The 14,399-nt window shown below is 65.7% G+C and carries 12 protein-coding genes; 5 read left to right on the top strand and 7 right to left on the bottom strand.

From position 1 onward, the window contains the following. Nucleotides 1-24: 24 nt before the first annotated feature. The 4 genes from Q0996_RS16525 to Q0996_RS16510 are packed head-to-tail and all read right to left on the bottom strand — an operon-like array spanning nt 25 to nt 3,691. Nucleotides 25-417 (bottom strand): DUF296 domain-containing protein, encoded by a 393-nt coding sequence (locus Q0996_RS16525; protein ID WP_299622136.1) that lies wholly within the window; start codon nt 415-417, stop codon nt 25-27. A 2-nt stretch (nt 418-419) separates the two neighbouring features. Beyond that, nucleotides 420-932 (bottom strand): DUF296 domain-containing protein, encoded by a 513-nt coding sequence (locus tag Q0996_RS16520; protein ID WP_299622134.1) that lies wholly within the window; start codon nt 930-932, stop codon nt 420-422. Beyond that, nucleotides 929-2,512 carry an acyl-CoA synthetase gene (locus tag Q0996_RS16515; protein WP_299622132.1) on the bottom strand — a complete coding sequence of 528 codons (1,584 nt, stop codon included), beginning with the start codon at nt 2,510-2,512 and terminating at the stop codon, nt 929-931. The genes Q0996_RS16520 and Q0996_RS16515 overlap by 4 nt, the downstream gene beginning before the upstream one ends. A 12-nt stretch (nt 2,513-2,524) precedes the next feature. Next, the gene (locus Q0996_RS16510; RefSeq protein WP_299622130.1) at nt 2,525-3,691 is read right to left on the bottom strand and encodes an acetyl-CoA acetyltransferase; all 1,167 of its coding nucleotides are present in this window, start codon (nt 3,689-3,691) and stop codon (nt 2,525-2,527) included. Between the two features lie 374 nt (nt 3,692-4,065). Between Q0996_RS16510 and Q0996_RS16505 the strand changes: the two genes are divergently transcribed. Genes Q0996_RS16505 through Q0996_RS16490 form a run of 4 tightly spaced genes read left to right on the top strand, consistent with a single transcriptional unit; the run spans nt 4,066 to nt 8,784 of the window. Then, nucleotides 4,066-5,589, top strand: a complete 1,524-nt coding sequence (locus Q0996_RS16505; RefSeq protein ID WP_299622127.1) for an ABC transporter substrate-binding protein — start codon at nt 4,066-4,068, stop codon at nt 5,587-5,589. Then, nucleotides 5,586-6,539, top strand: a complete 954-nt coding sequence (locus tag Q0996_RS16500) for an ABC transporter permease (protein WP_299622125.1) — start codon at nt 5,586-5,588, stop codon at nt 6,537-6,539. The genes Q0996_RS16505 and Q0996_RS16500 overlap by 4 nt, the downstream gene beginning before the upstream one ends. Beyond that, nucleotides 6,536-7,375: an ABC transporter permease gene (locus Q0996_RS16495; protein ID WP_299622122.1), complete on the top strand. Its 840-nt coding sequence runs from the start codon at nt 6,536-6,538 to the stop codon at nt 7,373-7,375. Before Q0996_RS16500 ends, Q0996_RS16495 begins: the two co-directional genes overlap by 4 nt. Then, nucleotides 7,372-8,784 (top strand): ABC transporter ATP-binding protein, encoded by a 1,413-nt coding sequence (locus tag Q0996_RS16490; protein WP_299622119.1) that lies wholly within the window; start codon nt 7,372-7,374, stop codon nt 8,782-8,784. Before Q0996_RS16495 ends, Q0996_RS16490 begins: the two co-directional genes overlap by 4 nt. A gap of 183 nt (nt 8,785-8,967) precedes the next feature. Here Q0996_RS16490 and Q0996_RS16485 read toward each other — a convergent pair whose 3' ends face one another. The 3 genes from Q0996_RS16485 to Q0996_RS16475 all read right to left on the bottom strand — a co-directional run bounded on the left by Q0996_RS16485 (nt 8,968) and on the right by Q0996_RS16475 (nt 12,235). Next, entirely contained in the window at nt 8,968-10,317 is a 1,350-nt protein-coding gene (locus Q0996_RS16485) for a dihydroorotase (RefSeq protein WP_299622116.1), read from the bottom strand. 19 nt (nt 10,318-10,336) lie between these two features. Next, complete coding sequence (locus Q0996_RS16480) at nt 10,337-11,407, bottom strand: glycosyltransferase (protein ID WP_299622113.1); 1,071 nt, start codon at nt 11,405-11,407, stop codon at nt 10,337-10,339. A 66-nt stretch (nt 11,408-11,473) separates the two neighbouring features. After that, on the bottom strand, nt 11,474-12,235 hold the full coding sequence (locus Q0996_RS16475) for a hypothetical protein (RefSeq protein WP_299622110.1): 762 nt from the start codon (nt 12,233-12,235) through the stop codon (nt 11,474-11,476). A gap of 1,574 nt (nt 12,236-13,809) precedes the next feature. Here Q0996_RS16475 and Q0996_RS16470 point away from each other — a divergent pair. Beyond that, the coding region (locus tag Q0996_RS16470) for a glycosyltransferase family 9 protein (protein WP_299622107.1) at nt 13,810-14,399 on the top strand (590 nt) is incomplete at its 3' end.

Here is a 14,399-nt window from a genome sequence, read left to right as displayed (position 1 = left end):
CGTTCCGCCGGTCTGGGGTGATCCCTAGGCCGGCAGCCATTCCTGCAGCACCAACTCCAGGGTGATGCAGATGGGGTTTTCGTCGCGGCGGAAGCGACCGCCGTAGACCTGTGCCGCACTGTCGGCGATGGTGCCGCGCAGCTCGGCCAGAGGCAAACCGTCGGCATCGCTGCGCACTTCGCCGCCCAGGGTGAGGATCTCGATGCCGGGCCCGGAGACCGAGACAGTCTGCCCGCCGGCTTCCAGGACCGCATCCACCAGGCTGCCGACGGCCGAGCGCACGACGGCATGGCGCAGCCCGTGCTCGCGGCAGGCCGCCTCGATCCCGCCCACCAGATCCTCGTTGGGCCGCAGGCGGATGACGGCGATGCGGCCGAGACGGCCGTCTTCCAGGCTTGCCGATTCGGTCGTCGTCATGCTCACAGCCTTCGCGGTTGGAACAGGGGGTAGTTGGTCTCGCTGTCGAAGGCCGCGGCAAAGGCGGCCTCGCGCAGCGGCGTCACCAAGGCGGCCGCACCGCCGGCAGCCAGCAGGCAGTCCCCCGGCGGCAGATGACCGCCATGCAGGCGCCCGGCGGCGTCGACCATCACGGCATGGCAGTGCAGCAGGGTGTCGCCGTCGGGACCGGGGCCGAGGATGCCGTTGCCGCCCAGGAGGGTGACCGGGCCCTCGAGCCAGGTGGGGGCACCATAGGTCGCCACCCGTTCGCCCGAACGGTCTGGCTGTCCGGTGAGATAGGCCATGCGCGCGATGTCGGCGGAGAGGACCTGAACGGCAGCGTGGCTAACCGACCGCGCCGCCAGGGCCGCCACCAGGCCAAGCAGCAAGTCCTGCCCGGCCGCCAAGGTGACCCGCAGATCCGGGGTCGGCGCCGCCCACTCCAGCAGGCGGCGCGGCTGCAAGGGGGCACCCGGCTGCACCAGGGTCCTCATTGGGCCGCCTCCCCCTCCTGCAGGTCGCCGCGGGCGTAGAGCTGCTCGCGGATCAGGTGCTTGGGCACCTTGCCATAGCCCGACTTCGGCAGTTCGTCCCAGAAAAACAGCCGCCGCGGCTGCTTGTAACGGGCCAGCTTGTCCTTCAGAAAGCCCAGCAACTCATCCTCTTCCGCCGGCAGGCCCGCCTCGCGCACCACCACGGCGACGCCGCTTTCGCCCCAGTCCGGGTCCGGCACGCCGAGCACGGCGACCTCGGCCACCGCCGGATGGGTCAGCAGCACCTCTTCGGCCTCGCGCGGATAGACGTTGGCGCCGCCGGAGATGTACATGTCGGAGGCCCGCCCGGTGATGTAGAGGAAGCCTTCGTCGTCGACGCGCCCCAGATCGCCGGTGTGGAACCAGCCGTCTTTCAGGGCACTGGCATTGGCCTCGGGGTTGTTGTGATAGCCGGCGAAGACCGCGGGTCCGCGTACGCAGATCTCGCCCTGCTCGCCGCTGGCGAGGCGCCGGCCCTCCGGGTCCTTGATGGCGACCTCCATGCCGGTGCGCGGATAACCGCAGGAGCCCAGCGGCATCGCCGTATCGTCCAGGCTGTGCAGCTCGCGCGGCAGGATGGTGATGTTGCCGGTCACCTCCCCCAGTCCGTAGTACTGCACGATCACCTTGCCGAGCCGCTCCAGCGCCTCCTTCTGGTCGGCCCGGTACATCGGTGCCCCGGCATAGATCACGTAGCGCAGGGAAGAATGGTCGTAGCGGTCCACCGCCGGGCTGCGCACCAGCCGCGTCAGGATGGTGGGCACGGTGAACATGTTGGAGACGCGATGCTCCTCCACCAGGCGCCAGGCCTCCTCCTCATCGAAGCGCTCCGCCGCCGTCAGCACCGAGCGGGCGCCGCGCGCCACCTGGGAGAGGGCATGGACGCCGGCGCCATGACTGAGCGGCGCGACGACGAGCGAGGCGTCCTCGGGGCCGGTGCCCGGCATGAGATCGGCCAGATGGTTGTTCACCACGAAGGTCAACTGGCCGTGGGTCAGCACCGCCGCCTTGGGCCGCCCGGTAGTGCCGGAGGTGTAGAAGAACCAGCAGGGATCGCCGTAGTCGACCTCGGCCTCGGCTTCCTTCGCCCGTGCGCCTTCGGCCACCAGATCCTCGAAGGCGGCCTCCCCCTCCCGGGGTTCTCCGACCGCCACCACCAGACCCAGCTCTTCGGAGGCCGTGCGCGCCGCATCGGCGTGGGCGGGAAAGCAGTCGTCATAGATCAGCGCCCTGGCACCTGAGGAGGACGCGAGATAGGCGACCTCCAGCGGCGTCAGACGGTAGTTGGTCGGCACCCAGATGCCGCCCAGCTTGAAGGCGGCCCAGAGGCTCTCGAACATCTGGTTGGAGTTGCGGGTCTGCACCAGGATGGGATCGCCCTTGCCGAGCCCGCGCCGCCGCAGCGCCGCGACCAGTGCGTCCACCCGGGCGTTGGTCTCAGCCCAGCTCCAGCGCTGCCCGCCCCAGACCAGGGCCGTCCGGTCCGGCAGGCGCCGGGCCGTGTCGGACAGCAGCCGCCCGAGGTTCATGACATTGCCCATGGGGCCGGACCCCTACCGCAGAGGTTCGAGGATCGAAACGTAGTTGGCGACCGCCGCGCCGCCCATGTTGAAGATGCCGCCCAGCCTGGCGTCCTTCACCTGCATGTCGCCGGCGCTGCCGGTCAACTGCATGGCGCTCATGACATGCATGGAAACGCCGGTGGCGCCGATGGGGTGGCCCTTGGACTTCAGCCCGCCGGAGGGATTGACCGGCAGCTTGCCGTCCTTGGCCGTCCAGCCTTCTTCGATGGCCCGCGCACCCTGGCCGCGCTTGGTGAGGCCCATGGCCTCGTATTCCAGCAGTTCGGCGATGGTGAAGCAGTCGTGGGTTTCGACGAAGCTCAGGTCGTCGAGCTTGAGCGCCGCGGCCTCCAGCGCCTGGTTCCAGGCCTGCTCGCAGCCCTCGAAGAGGGTGATGTCGCGCTTGCTCATGGGCAGGAAGTCGTTGACCTGCTGCGCCGCGCGGAAGACCACCGCCTTGTTCATGGCCAACGCCGTCTCCACGTCGGTGAGCACCAGGGCCGCCGCGCCGTCGGAGACCAGCGAACAGTCGGTGCGCTTGAGGGGCCCGGCGACGAGGGGGTTTTTGTCCGAGACCTCGCGGCAGAAGTCGTAGCCCAGGTCCTTGCGCATCTGGGCCAGGGGGTTGGCGACGCCGTTCTCGTGGTTCTTTGCCGCGATCCGGGCCAGGGCGTCGCTCTGGTCGCCGTGTCTCTGAAAATACTGCTGGGCGATGAGGCCGAAGACCCCGGCGAAGCCGCCCTCGATCTGCCCGTCCTCCTTCAGGTAGGAGGCCTTCAGCAGCAGATCGCCGATCTCCCTGCCGGAGACCGCGGTCATCTTCTCCACCCCGACCACCAGCACGAAACGCGCCGACTTCGCGGCGACGGACTTCAGCCCCTGGTGGATGGCCGCCGAGCCGGTGGCACAGGCGTTCTCCACTCTGGTCGCCGGCTTGAAGCGGAAGCGGTCGTCGAACTGCAGCACCAGGGAGGACGGGAAAGCCTGCTGCGAGAAGCCCTCGTTGAAGTGGCCGACGACGATCTCGTCGACCTCGTCGGGCCCGATCCCGGCGTCCTCGAGAGCCTGGGTCGCCACCTTGCCGATGAGCGACTCGACGTCCTCGCCCTCGTGTTTGCCGAAGGGGGTGTGGCTCCATCCGACGATACAGGCGGTCATGGCAGGTCTCCCGTGTTTTGCCGCGGCGCACACTAACAGAGCCGCCCCCGTGCGTACAGGCGCAGGAACCCCCGAAAACCGCGGATTCTGTGGTTTTCCTGGGGTTGAGGACTTGCCTGACAAGATCGGCGCCGGGCCCACGAGCGGCTGGCCGGCTACCGCGCAGAATTGGCCGCCCAGGGGCTGGACGCCGGTCCGGCCCCCACCTCCGTGCGCATCACATGCCACTGCATCGGCCAACAGGCGGGCAGGATGTCTCTGCACAGGCGACCCCAGGATCAGCACGGCAGCGCCTTGACTTGAAATGTAATGTTATATCATTATCGATTGGTCCCGTTGACGCGGGGGTATCAGGCATATTCTGGAGGCCCAAAATGATCCGACGTCTTTGCGCGGCCGTTTTTGTTTCTGTTTTGTTCTTCGCCACCCCAGGCCTCGCCCAAGACAAGTCGAGGGTCACCATTGCGGCGCCCTGGGAGGTCACAAGCTTCGACCCCGCCGTTTCCGGTTTCGCAATCCAAAAACTCGAAATCATGGAAAATCTGGTGGACGCGGATGAAACCGGCGCCCTTCGGCCCGGTCTCGCGACCTCTTGGTCCGCTTCGGAGGACGGGCTGACATGGACGTTTCAGCTGCGCGATGGCGTGCGCTTTCACGACGGCACGGTGTTTGATTCTGCCGCCGCGGCGCAGGCATTGACGCGCGCCTGGCAACAGCCCGGCGTGCTGGCCAAGGCGCCGGTTTCCGGCGTGTCGGCCAACGGTCACGCCGTCGTCTTCACGCTTGAAAGGCCCTTTGCAGCCCTGCCCGCGCTCTTGGCCCATGCGACGACAATCATCCAGGCTCCCAGCGCGCTCGACGCAGACGGCCAACCCGCCGCCCTGATCGGCACAGGGCCTTTCAAGGTCGAGCGTTTCACGCCGCCGCAGAGCATCGATCTCCTGCGCAACGACTCCTACTGGGGTGTCGCGCCCAAACTCGCAAAGGCCAGCTACCTCGCGGCAGGCCGCGCCGAGACCCGTGCCCTGCTGGCAGAAAGCGGCGACGCGGACATGGTCTTCACCCTCGACCCCTCGGGCTTTGCGCGCCTGGGGGATGTGGACAGCGTGAAAACCGTCGCGGTGCCGATCCCGCGTGTCGTCACCCTGAAAGTCAACGCCGGGCATCGGTTTTTCAGCGATCCCCGCGCGCGCCAGGCTTTGAGCCTTGCAATCAATCGCGACGGAATTGCCGCCGCCATCACCCGCTTCCCCGAAGCCGCGGCGGGCCAACTGTTCCCGCCGGCGCTGAGCGGCTGGCACGATCCCGCGCTGCCGCGCCTGGGCTTTGATATGGAGGCCGCGAAGGGGCTGCTGGCCGAACTCGGCTGGACGGCCGGCGACGACGGCATCCTGGTGAAGGACGGCGAACGCTTCTCCATCCTGCTGCGCACCTTCCCCGACCGGCCGGAGCTTCCGCTGATTGCCGCGGCGCTTCAGGACCAGTGGCGTCAGATCGGCGTGGAACTGGAAGTGAGCGTCGCCAACTACTCGGAGATTCCAGCCGGCCATCAGGACGGCACGTTGCACGTCGCTCTCTACGCGCGGAACTACTCGCTGACGCCGGATCCAATCGGCACGGTCCTGCAAGACTTCGGCAGCGGTGGCGGTGACTGGGGCGCCATGGGATGGGAAAACGCAGAGGTCGCTGACGCCCTGACCGCCATTGCCGCAACGGGCGATCAGACACTCCGGTCCAAGAACATCGCCAGGGTGGCGCGTATCCTGCACGACGAACTCCCGGTGATCCCGATCGTCTGGTACCAGCACACCGTTGCCATCGCCTCCGGATTGCAAGGGGTGATCATCGATCCGCTGCAGCGTAGTTACGGTCTGAGCAAGATCTCCTGGTCGGAATGACCGCTGCCCGGCCCTTCCTTGCAGCCCTTGCCCAGCGAGGGCTGCAAGCCCTTATTGTCGCCGTGATCGTGGGCATCGTGAGCTTCGCCATGATGCAGGCACTGCCCGGCGATGCGGCTTACCGGATCGCAGCCGGGCGTTATGGCTATGACATGATGGACGCCGCTGCCGCAGAGGCGGTTCGGCTCGAGCTGGGGCTCGACCGGCACTGGAGCGTGCAGCTCTTTGCGTGGCTCGGGGCCTTGGCGCAGTTCGATCTCGGCCGGTCTCTTGTCTATGGCTCGCCAGTGGTCGACGAGATCGCGGTGCAACTTGGCTATTCGCTGCTTCTTGCCGCCGGTGCCGTCATCACCTCGCTGCTTATTGCAGTGCCCGTCGGGGTCGCGGCGGGGATGAAGCCCGGTGGCGTGGTGGACCGGGTGACCCTGGCGCTTTCGGTTTTCGTGCGGGCGATTCCCGCCTTCGCGCTTGGCGTCGTTTTGGTCTTGGCCTTTGCCGTTCAGCTCAAGCTTTTCCCCGTGGCCGGCTTTCGTGGACCTGAACACCTGGTCCTGCCGTCATTAACGCTCGGTCTGGGCCTTGCTGCCGTTTCAAACCGGGTGGTGCGCGATGCGGTGGTCGACGCGATGGCAGCAGAGTGGCAGCTTTTCGCGCGGACAAAGGGGCTTTCGGCGCGCTTTACCGTTCTGCGGCATGTCTTGCGCAATGCGTCACTGCCCGTCGTCACCTATGTCGGCGTGCAGATGGCTTACCTGATCGAAGGCGTCGTCATTGTCGAGACCGTCTTTGCCTGGCCCGGCATTGGCCACGCCCTGGTCCACGCGATCTTCGCCCGCGATATCGCCATGGTCCAGGGCACCGCCCTCACACTCGGTCTGATCTATGTGGCGCTGAATCTCGCCATCGATCTCGCGTGCCGTGGCATCGATCCCAGGACGCGCTCCGCATGACGGATTTCACGCAGATCGACGCCATGCCCCCAGCCCGCCGTTCCTGGCCGCGGATCAGGCCCGCTCGGGGGCTTGGTTTCACGCTCCTCGCGCTTCTGGCTCTGTGTGCCGTTGCTGGGCCCGACCTTGTAGGACAGGATCCGGCCAAACAGTCGCTGCTGGAAGCGCGGCAACCGCCAAGCGCCGACAATCTGCTGGGTACCGACCACCTGGGCCGAGACATGGCGGCCCGGTTGCTATCGGGCGCGCAGCTTTCGCTCTCGCTTGCCGTTCTGTCGGTACTGACAGCCGGGCTGCCGGGGACACTCCTTGGGATCGTGGCCGCTTGGTACGGGGGCTGGACCGACCGGGTGTTGACCAGCTTCGCCGACGCGGTCCTTGCCCTTCCCGGGCTCTTGTTGGTGTTGATGCTTGCGGCGATCTCACCGGGGTCATGGTGGGCCCTCTACGCGGGCATCTCATTGACCCTTTGGGTGGAGTACTTCCGTTACACCCGCCAACGCGCGCGCATCGTGATGGCGGAGCCGGCAGTCGAAGCGTCGCGCCTGTTGGGATTGACGCCAGGGCTCATCATTCGCCGCCACCTCGTGCCGGAAATCGGTCCCGGCCTGTTGACGATCGCAGCCTTCGGTGCGGCGACCGCAGTCACGGCCGTTGCCGCGCTTGGGTTCGTCAGCGTGGGCGTGCGCCCGCCCACGGCTGAATGGGGCGTCATGATGACCGAGCTGCTGCCTTATTGGCGCGAGGCACCGTTCCTGATTCTGCAACCCGTTGCCTGCCTGGTGATCACGGTCCTTGCTCTCCACCTCAGCGTCGGCGGGATGCGCCGACCATGACCCTAAGTGACGCGCCCAGCATCGCTGTGGATGCACTGTCGGTCTTTTTCGGGGCAACCAGGCTGCTGGGTCCAGTGAGTTTCCGGGTCGCCGCAGGTGAGACGCTGGTCATCATGGGCGAAACCGGCGCAGGCAAAAGCCTGACCGCGCAGGCTATCCTCGGTACGTTGCCCAAGGAACTGCGGGCCGAGGGCAAAGTTACGATCAATGGTCGGCAGGTCGATACCCTCTCCCCGACCGACCGCTCTGCACTTTGGGGGCGCGACATCGCGACGCTTCCGCAAGAACCATGGCTCGCGCTTGATCCCTTGATGCAGGCGGGGCGGCAGGTGGCCGAGGCACACCGCTATGTCGCCGGTTTGCCTCCAGAAGGCGCACGAAATGCATGCGTCCGCGATTTTGAGACCCTGGGCCTAGTGGGCGCCGAACGCCGCTTGCCCGGTGCGCTGTCCGGAGGCATGGCTCAACGCGTTGCTTTTGCCGCCGCGACGGCAGGCCGCGCCCCGATCCTGCTGGCCGATGAGCCGACCAAGGGATTGGATGCGGAGCGCCATGCTCGTGTGGTTGGCTTACTCACCCAGGTGCCCAAGGACGGCGGAGCGCTTTTGGTGATCACCCACGAAGCCGCGGTCGCGCGCGCCCTCGGTGGAAACATCATCGTGTTGCGCGATGGCCGCGTGATCGAGCAGGGGCAAACCGATCAGATCTTGGCGAAACCGCAAGAGCCCTACACTCAAGACCTTTTGGCGGCAGACCCGCAAGCCTGGCCAAGATCAGGGACCGCACCAGACGGCGCTGTCGTCCTCACCGCCGAGGGCCTTGCAGTCACCCGGGGCGACCGGGTGTTGATCGAAGGCTTCGATTTGTCCCTGCGGGCGGGCGAGCGCGTCGCAGTCACGGGCCCCAGCGGCGTCGGAAAGACAACCCTTCTCGACACGCTTGCAGGGTTGATCGCCCCTGCGCGCGGAAACGTTCAACGGGCCAAGAGCCTGGGGCGGCACGCGGTGCAGAAACTCTACCAAGATCCACCCGCCGCTTTTCCGCCTCATGTTCCCTTGGAGCAAAGCCTGCGGGACGTCGCCCGGCTGCACGGCGTCACTTGGGACCGCGTCACGGAGTATCTGATTGCCTTGAACCTGTTACCCGACCTGCTAGAGCGGCGTCCGGACGCCGTATCGGGCGGAGAGCTGCAGCGGATTTCGGTTGCCCGCGCACTCACCGTGGGGCCGGTTGTTCTGCTTGCTGATGAGCCGACCAGCCGACTGGATCCAATCACACAGCGTCAGACGCTCGAGCTACTGGCCGGAATCACGGAGGCCAAAGGCATCTCCATTGTCCTGGTTACCCATCATGCAGCCATTGCCGAGAACTGGGCGCACCAATCAATCGAACTGAAGTCGGCCACATGAACAAGCTTCACGGCCCCGCGTTTCAGCGGGGCTGTGTTGCCGATTTTCTCATTCGTGCCAACGTCCCAAATGTCCGTTTGGGCGCTGCTCACATGACCAGCCGCGAAATCCCGGTTGGGGTCAAAAGCCCACCTCCGCAACAATGCTCTCGATCCCGCAGATCCGGAAATCTGCCGCGAAATCTCAGCCCGCTTCGGTCTGCGGCATCGTCTCCAAAAACCGCACCGGTTTCCCCGCCGGCTCGCCGGGCAGCTCGCCGTCGCGCATCACGATGCTGCCGCGGACGATGGTGGCCATGGGCCAGCCGGTGACGGTCATGCCTTCGAAGGGCGACCAGCCGCACTTGGAGGCCAGCCAGTCGCCGGTGATCTCGCGCCGGGCCTTCAGGTCCACCAGGGTGAAGTCGGCGTCGTAGCCGACGGCGATGCGGCCCTTGCCGGCGATGTTGTAGATGCGCTGGGCGCCGGCGGAGGTGAGGTCAACCAGCCGCGCCAACGTCAGGCGCCCGGCGTTCATGTGATCGAGCAGCAGCGGCAGCAGGGTCTGCACGCCCGGCATGCCCGCGGGGGTGCGCGGGTAGTCGCCGGCCTTCTCCTCGCGGGTGTGGGGCGCATGGTCGGAACCCACGACGTCGACAATGCCCCGGCGCAGCCCCTCCCAGAGGCCGTCGCGGTGGTGTTCGGCGCGGATCGGCGGGTTCATCTGGGCGAGGGTGCCGAGGCGTTCGTAGCAGTCCGGCGCCGCCAGGGTCAGGTGCTGGGGCGTCACCTCCACCGTGGCGATGTCCTTGTTGGCGGCGAGGATCGGCATCTCGTCGGCGGTGGTGATGTGCAGCACGTGGACCCGGCGCCCGGCCTCGCGCGCCGCCTTCAGAAGGCGCCGGGTGGAGCGCAGCGCGCTCTCCTCGTCGCGCCAGACCGGATGCTGATCGACCGAGGCGCCGTCGCGCACCAGCTCGAAGCGTTCGCGCAGCCGCGGCTCGTCCTCGGAGTGGACGGCGGCGCGGCGGGTGCCGTGGCGCAGCACGGTCCGCAGCGTCTCGTCGTCGGGCACCAACAGCGAGCCGGTGGAGGAGCCCATGAAGATCTTCACCCCGCAGCAACCGGGCAGGCGTTCCAACGCGCCCAGGCGCTCGGCGTTCTCAGCGGCAGCGCCGATGAAAAAGGCGTGGTCGGACCAGGCCCGGCCTTTGGCGCGCGCCAGCTTGTCGTTCAGCGCCGCTTCGTCGATGGTGGCCGGGTTGGTGTTGGGCATCTCGAAGACCGCCGTCACGCCGCCCAGCACGGCGGCGCGGGTGCCGCTTTCCAGGTTCTCCTTGGCGTCCAGGCCGGGCTCGCGGAAGTGCACCTGGGTGTCGATCACGCCGGGCAGCACCGTCAGGCCCGTAGCGTCGAACACCTCACCCGCCTGCCCTTCCGCAAAGGCGCCGATATCGGCGATGCGGCCGTCCTTCACGGCGACATCGGCCTCCACCAATCCTGCCGGCGTGAACACCTGACCGCCCTTGATAACGAGATCCCAGTCGTTGGCCATGGCAGATACCCCCTTTCAGTTAGCGTGACAGCGGCAAGCCGGTTCCGCGCGGTGCTTCGTCGGACCCGGCCATGAGTGAATCGAAAAGCGTGAGATAGCGGCGCACGGCCACCGCCTCGGTGAAGCCCTCCTCGTAGCGGCGGCGGCCGTTCTGAACCAGCCGTTCGGCGGTCTGCGGATCGCCGATGAGCTGCTGAATGGCTGCAGCCATGGCCGCCGCATCGTCGATGGGCACCAGCAGGCCGTCGTCGCCGTCCCTGACCAGCCAGGACGGGCCCTGGCTGGCGGCGGCGATCATCGGCACTCCCGCCATCCAGCCCTCCAGCACCACGCTGCCCAGGGGCTCATGGCGCGAGGGAACGATGTAGACGTCGGCGGCGGCGAAGTAGGGCGCGGTGTCGTGCTGCCAGCCGAGGAAGCGGACCCGTCCGGCGATGCCCAGGCGTTCGGCCTGCTGCTCCAGGCGCCCGCGCAAAGGACCGTCACCGGCCAGCCAGAGATAGGCCGCCGGCACCTTCGCGACGGCTTCCAGCAGGATGTCGAAGGCCTTGTTCTCGTGCAGCCGGCCCAGGGCGAAGACGAGCGGCGCCTCCGGTGGCGTTTCCAGCGCCACGCGGTCCTGCGGGGGCGCCCGGTGATCCTCCACAAAGTTCGGGATCACATGGACCCGCGAGTCGGCAAAGCCGTGTTTGACGCAGTGGGCCTTGATATCAGGCGTGATGCAGACCATATGGTCGCAGCGCCGGTAGTACTTGAGGTCGTAATAGCCGCCAAGGCGGGCGAGGTGCAGGAAGTCCCCTTTCGGCATGGCGGCCGAGGCGCGGCTCATGTAGGTCAGTGCGATGTCCGGCCCGAAGTCGGCGATCTCCCGGCGCAGGACCTTTCCCGTCTCACGGTCGAACAGGCCGCCGAAGCGCGCCGTCACCGGTTCGATCCCGCCGGCCCGCAAGACCTCCAGGCTCTTGGGATGGGGGCGGATCACCACCCGCTGCTCGACGCCCGCCCGCCGCAAGGCCAGGCAGAGCCGCAGGAAGTGCATCTCCGCGCCGCCTTCCGGCGCGCCTGCCAGGGCCTGCAGCACCCGCGGCATGGGGATGATCGTCTCCTTCGGCTAGAGGACAGCCGCGGGGACATCCGCGGCTGCAGGCATCGGCGTCTATGCGGGCGCCGCGTCGGCAGACCGCCGCAGCAGCAGGCGTTTTCGGAAGACCAGCAGATAAAAAAGGATGAAGAGGGCGAAGTAAAGCTCTTGGATCTCGCTGGCGCGCTGGAACAACGTGACCTCCCAGAGCCCCTGATCCTGCAACCGCTCCCAGAGCTTGGAGCCGATGGCGATGACCGCCACCGGAAAGCAGACCAGCGGCGGCAGGAAGACGGCAAAGCGGCCCTCGCGCAGCCGCGGCCAGCGCAGCGCCATAAGCGGGATGATGAGGCCACCGACGATGACGCCGACTTCCAGCAGCGCCCGGGGTTTCTGGTCGAGCCAGGAGGAGGTGTTGTGCAGGTTGGTCTCGCCCTGGTCGTTGACCGCCTGCCAGGCCTCCGGCGTCAGCCAGCCCACGTAGTGCTGCCCCCAGCTCGCCTCCTCCCCGCCGATGTAGAGACTGCCCAGCGCAGCCAGGGCGATCCAGACGAAGACCAGCCGGTCGGCCCGGGCCTCCGCCATGGCGAGGATGCGCAGGCTGAGGCCGACGCTGATCAGCGGGATCAGCACGTGGCTGGTCTCGAGCAGCCCGACCTCGCTGCCGATATAGCGTTCGTAGAACATGATGTCCCAATGGCCGACTACAAGAAGGGCAAGCGCGATCGCCAAAGGCAGCCAGAGAAAAAGCCACGGCGGCAGCGACTCGGCCGTGCGGCCGTCCATGGTCTGCGGCGCCCCGAACGCGCGTTCCTCGCCTTTGCTTGCTTGTGACATTGCACCCTGAGGGAGAATGGCGGACACAACTTGCCCAGAGAATGCGGGCACTTGTCAGCGTCTAAACCAAGAATATACGGGAGCCGTGCGTGGACATTCAATGCGCCAATGGTGCCTCAATTGATCCAAACGCTATTAGACCTTCGGGATTCCAAGCGAAAGAAGCTAGGAATGCTCCAATTGCCTCGAAGTGGGAAGCGGAGAAAAAACGACTCGCATTAGACGTAATGCGTTCATAAGTATCAGCTGATAACCACTATATCGAGAGGATTGCTATGAGTCGTGGAAAGGCCAGCGGAATACACCTAACGAAGAGCGACGCGCGTGTTGTTTTGGGCATGGTTGCCAGAGGGGACCGAGATCACGATATCGCCGCGTGGTTCGGAGTGAATCAAGGCCGAATAGCAGAGGTCAAGAATGGCGACTATGGGACGGTGAACGCAGCTTCCACCGAGACTCTTCCACCTAAGGGGCCGCCGGGTGTGAAGGGACGCCGCCTAAGACGATCAATCGGCAAAGCATTGGAGATAATCGAGTCCAAAGGTGTCTCTGGACTTTCCGAAGCTGCTGAGGTTCTGAAGAAGGCCGAAGGTAGATACGACGCAGATGAGGCATAGCTAGAGCAATACTCTCTCCGAGGACGTCGTCGGTTGGTAATCAGATCCGCGTTCCAACTCTCTGCGGCAAGGTGGTATCCACATAAGCTGCGGCACGACGTCTTCGCGGCCCTTGGTCCAGACCAACCAAGCATATCCGGTCGCCGTTGTCGCCCTTCGATCCAGTCGACCTCTTACCATTGGGACACGCTCGGTGAACTGGGCAAGTTTCGTGGGTGGAGTGTGCTCGAACAGATTACGATAACGTCCAATGCTCTCTATGAACACAGTTCTGGCCAAGACAGCAACACCTTCCCTTGCGATCTCCAGAGCCCGAATCACAAACTTCTCGCTAAGCCGAAATGGGGGATTTGTGATCACCCAATCAAAGCTTCTGGGCTCAAATGGAAACGTTAGGAAGTCTCGACGATCGCCGTACCCATAGTCAAAGGCATCAGAGCAAGACACTTCGTTGAAGTACTCATTGAGCGCGCGCGCCATGTACCCGGCGCCGCATGCTGGTTCAAGACATGTTTTGCTCGAAATTGGCTCGCCAATCTCTAACACGTACTCGACCAGGGCACGAGTTGCCCAAGGCGGAGTTGGAAAGTCATCGGGGCTGTCGCGTGGCTCACTCCGCTGGGCCATCACAGCATGAGTTTTGTTCTGCATGAAGCCAGTATAGTAATCAGTCTATTAAAAAATATAATAGAATCAACAATTTAGTAAAGAGCAAAAAATATTGAATCATTTGAATCACTTAGTTGGTTTGCGAGAGCATGTGATCACTTGGTGAGTCCCCAGCAACGTCAAATACCCTGTCACAAATCAACACAGATGCGCGTGCTTCAATTCAAGCCGGCCTACTTCTGATCTCCCCGTTGTTGATGAGACTATGGTGATGCGATTGTGCCAGAGGGCAGCGTGCCAGGGTCTTTCAATCCGCCGCTGCGCGGGCTAGTGAGAGTCATGTCCGCGATGCCTCCCGAACAGATTCTGGTCATCAAGCTCTCCGCCCTCGGCGACTTCGTGCTGTCTATCGCGTCCTTTCAGGCGATCCGCACGCATCATCCGGCGGCGGAGATCACCCTGCTGACCACAGCGCCCTACCGCGCCCTGGCGGAGGCCAGCGGCTGTTTCCAGCGTGTCTGGACCGACAGCCGGCCAGGCAGGTGGCAGCCCCTGGCGTGGCTCGCGCTGCGGCGCCGATTGAACGGCGGCGGTTTCTCGCGCGTCTACGACCTGCAGCGCTCCGACCGCAGCGGCGGCTACTTCCGGCTGCTGGGGCGCCCGAAGCCGGAGTGGATCGGCATCGCCGCCGGCGCCTCCCACCGCTATGTCCAGCCGGCCGACCGGACCATGCACATCTGCGACCGCGAGGCCGATCAACTGGCGCTGGGCGGGATTGCCCGGCCGGGCCTGCCGGACCTGTCGTTTCTGACGGCAGACCTCGCAGCCTTCGACCTGCCGCCAGCTTATGCCTTGCTGGTCCCCGGCGGCTCGGCCCACCGCCCGGGCAAACGCTGGCCGGCGGCGCACTATGCCGTCCTCGCCCGGCACCTGCTGGA

Source organism: Pelagibius sp. (genome assembly GCF_028289705.1).
Classification (GTDB): Bacteria; Pseudomonadota; Alphaproteobacteria; order Kiloniellales; family Kiloniellaceae; genus Pelagibius.
The sequence above is the reverse complement of the archived record's forward strand: the minus strand, read 5'-3'. Positions and strand labels throughout refer to the sequence as shown.

Coding starts and splice junctions, on each gene's coding strand:
- Q0996_RS16525 (WP_299622136.1), bottom strand. CDS start 417: ATGACGACGACCGAATCGGCAAGCCTGGAAGACGGCCGTCTCGGCCGC.
- Q0996_RS16520 (WP_299622134.1), bottom strand. CDS start 932: ATGAGGACCCTGGTGCAGCCGGGTGCCCCCTTGCAGCCGCGCCGCCTG.
- Q0996_RS16515 (WP_299622132.1), bottom strand. CDS start 2,512: ATGGGCAATGTCATGAACCTCGGGCGGCTGCTGTCCGACACGGCCCGG.
- Q0996_RS16510 (WP_299622130.1), bottom strand. CDS start 3,691: ATGACCGCCTGTATCGTCGGATGGAGCCACACCCCCTTCGGCAAACAC.
- Q0996_RS16505 (WP_299622127.1), top strand. CDS start 4,066: ATGATCCGACGTCTTTGCGCGGCCGTTTTTGTTTCTGTTTTGTTCTTC.
- Q0996_RS16500 (WP_299622125.1), top strand. CDS start 5,586: ATGACCGCTGCCCGGCCCTTCCTTGCAGCCCTTGCCCAGCGAGGGCTG.
- Q0996_RS16495 (WP_299622122.1), top strand. CDS start 6,536: ATGACGGATTTCACGCAGATCGACGCCATGCCCCCAGCCCGCCGTTCC.
- Q0996_RS16490 (WP_299622119.1), top strand. CDS start 7,372: ATGACCCTAAGTGACGCGCCCAGCATCGCTGTGGATGCACTGTCGGTC.
- Q0996_RS16485 (WP_299622116.1), bottom strand. CDS start 10,317: ATGGCCAACGACTGGGATCTCGTTATCAAGGGCGGTCAGGTGTTCACG.
- Q0996_RS16480 (WP_299622113.1), bottom strand. CDS start 11,407: ATGCCGCGGGTGCTGCAGGCCCTGGCAGGCGCGCCGGAAGGCGGCGCG.
- Q0996_RS16475 (WP_299622110.1), bottom strand. CDS start 12,235: ATGTCACAAGCAAGCAAAGGCGAGGAACGCGCGTTCGGGGCGCCGCAG.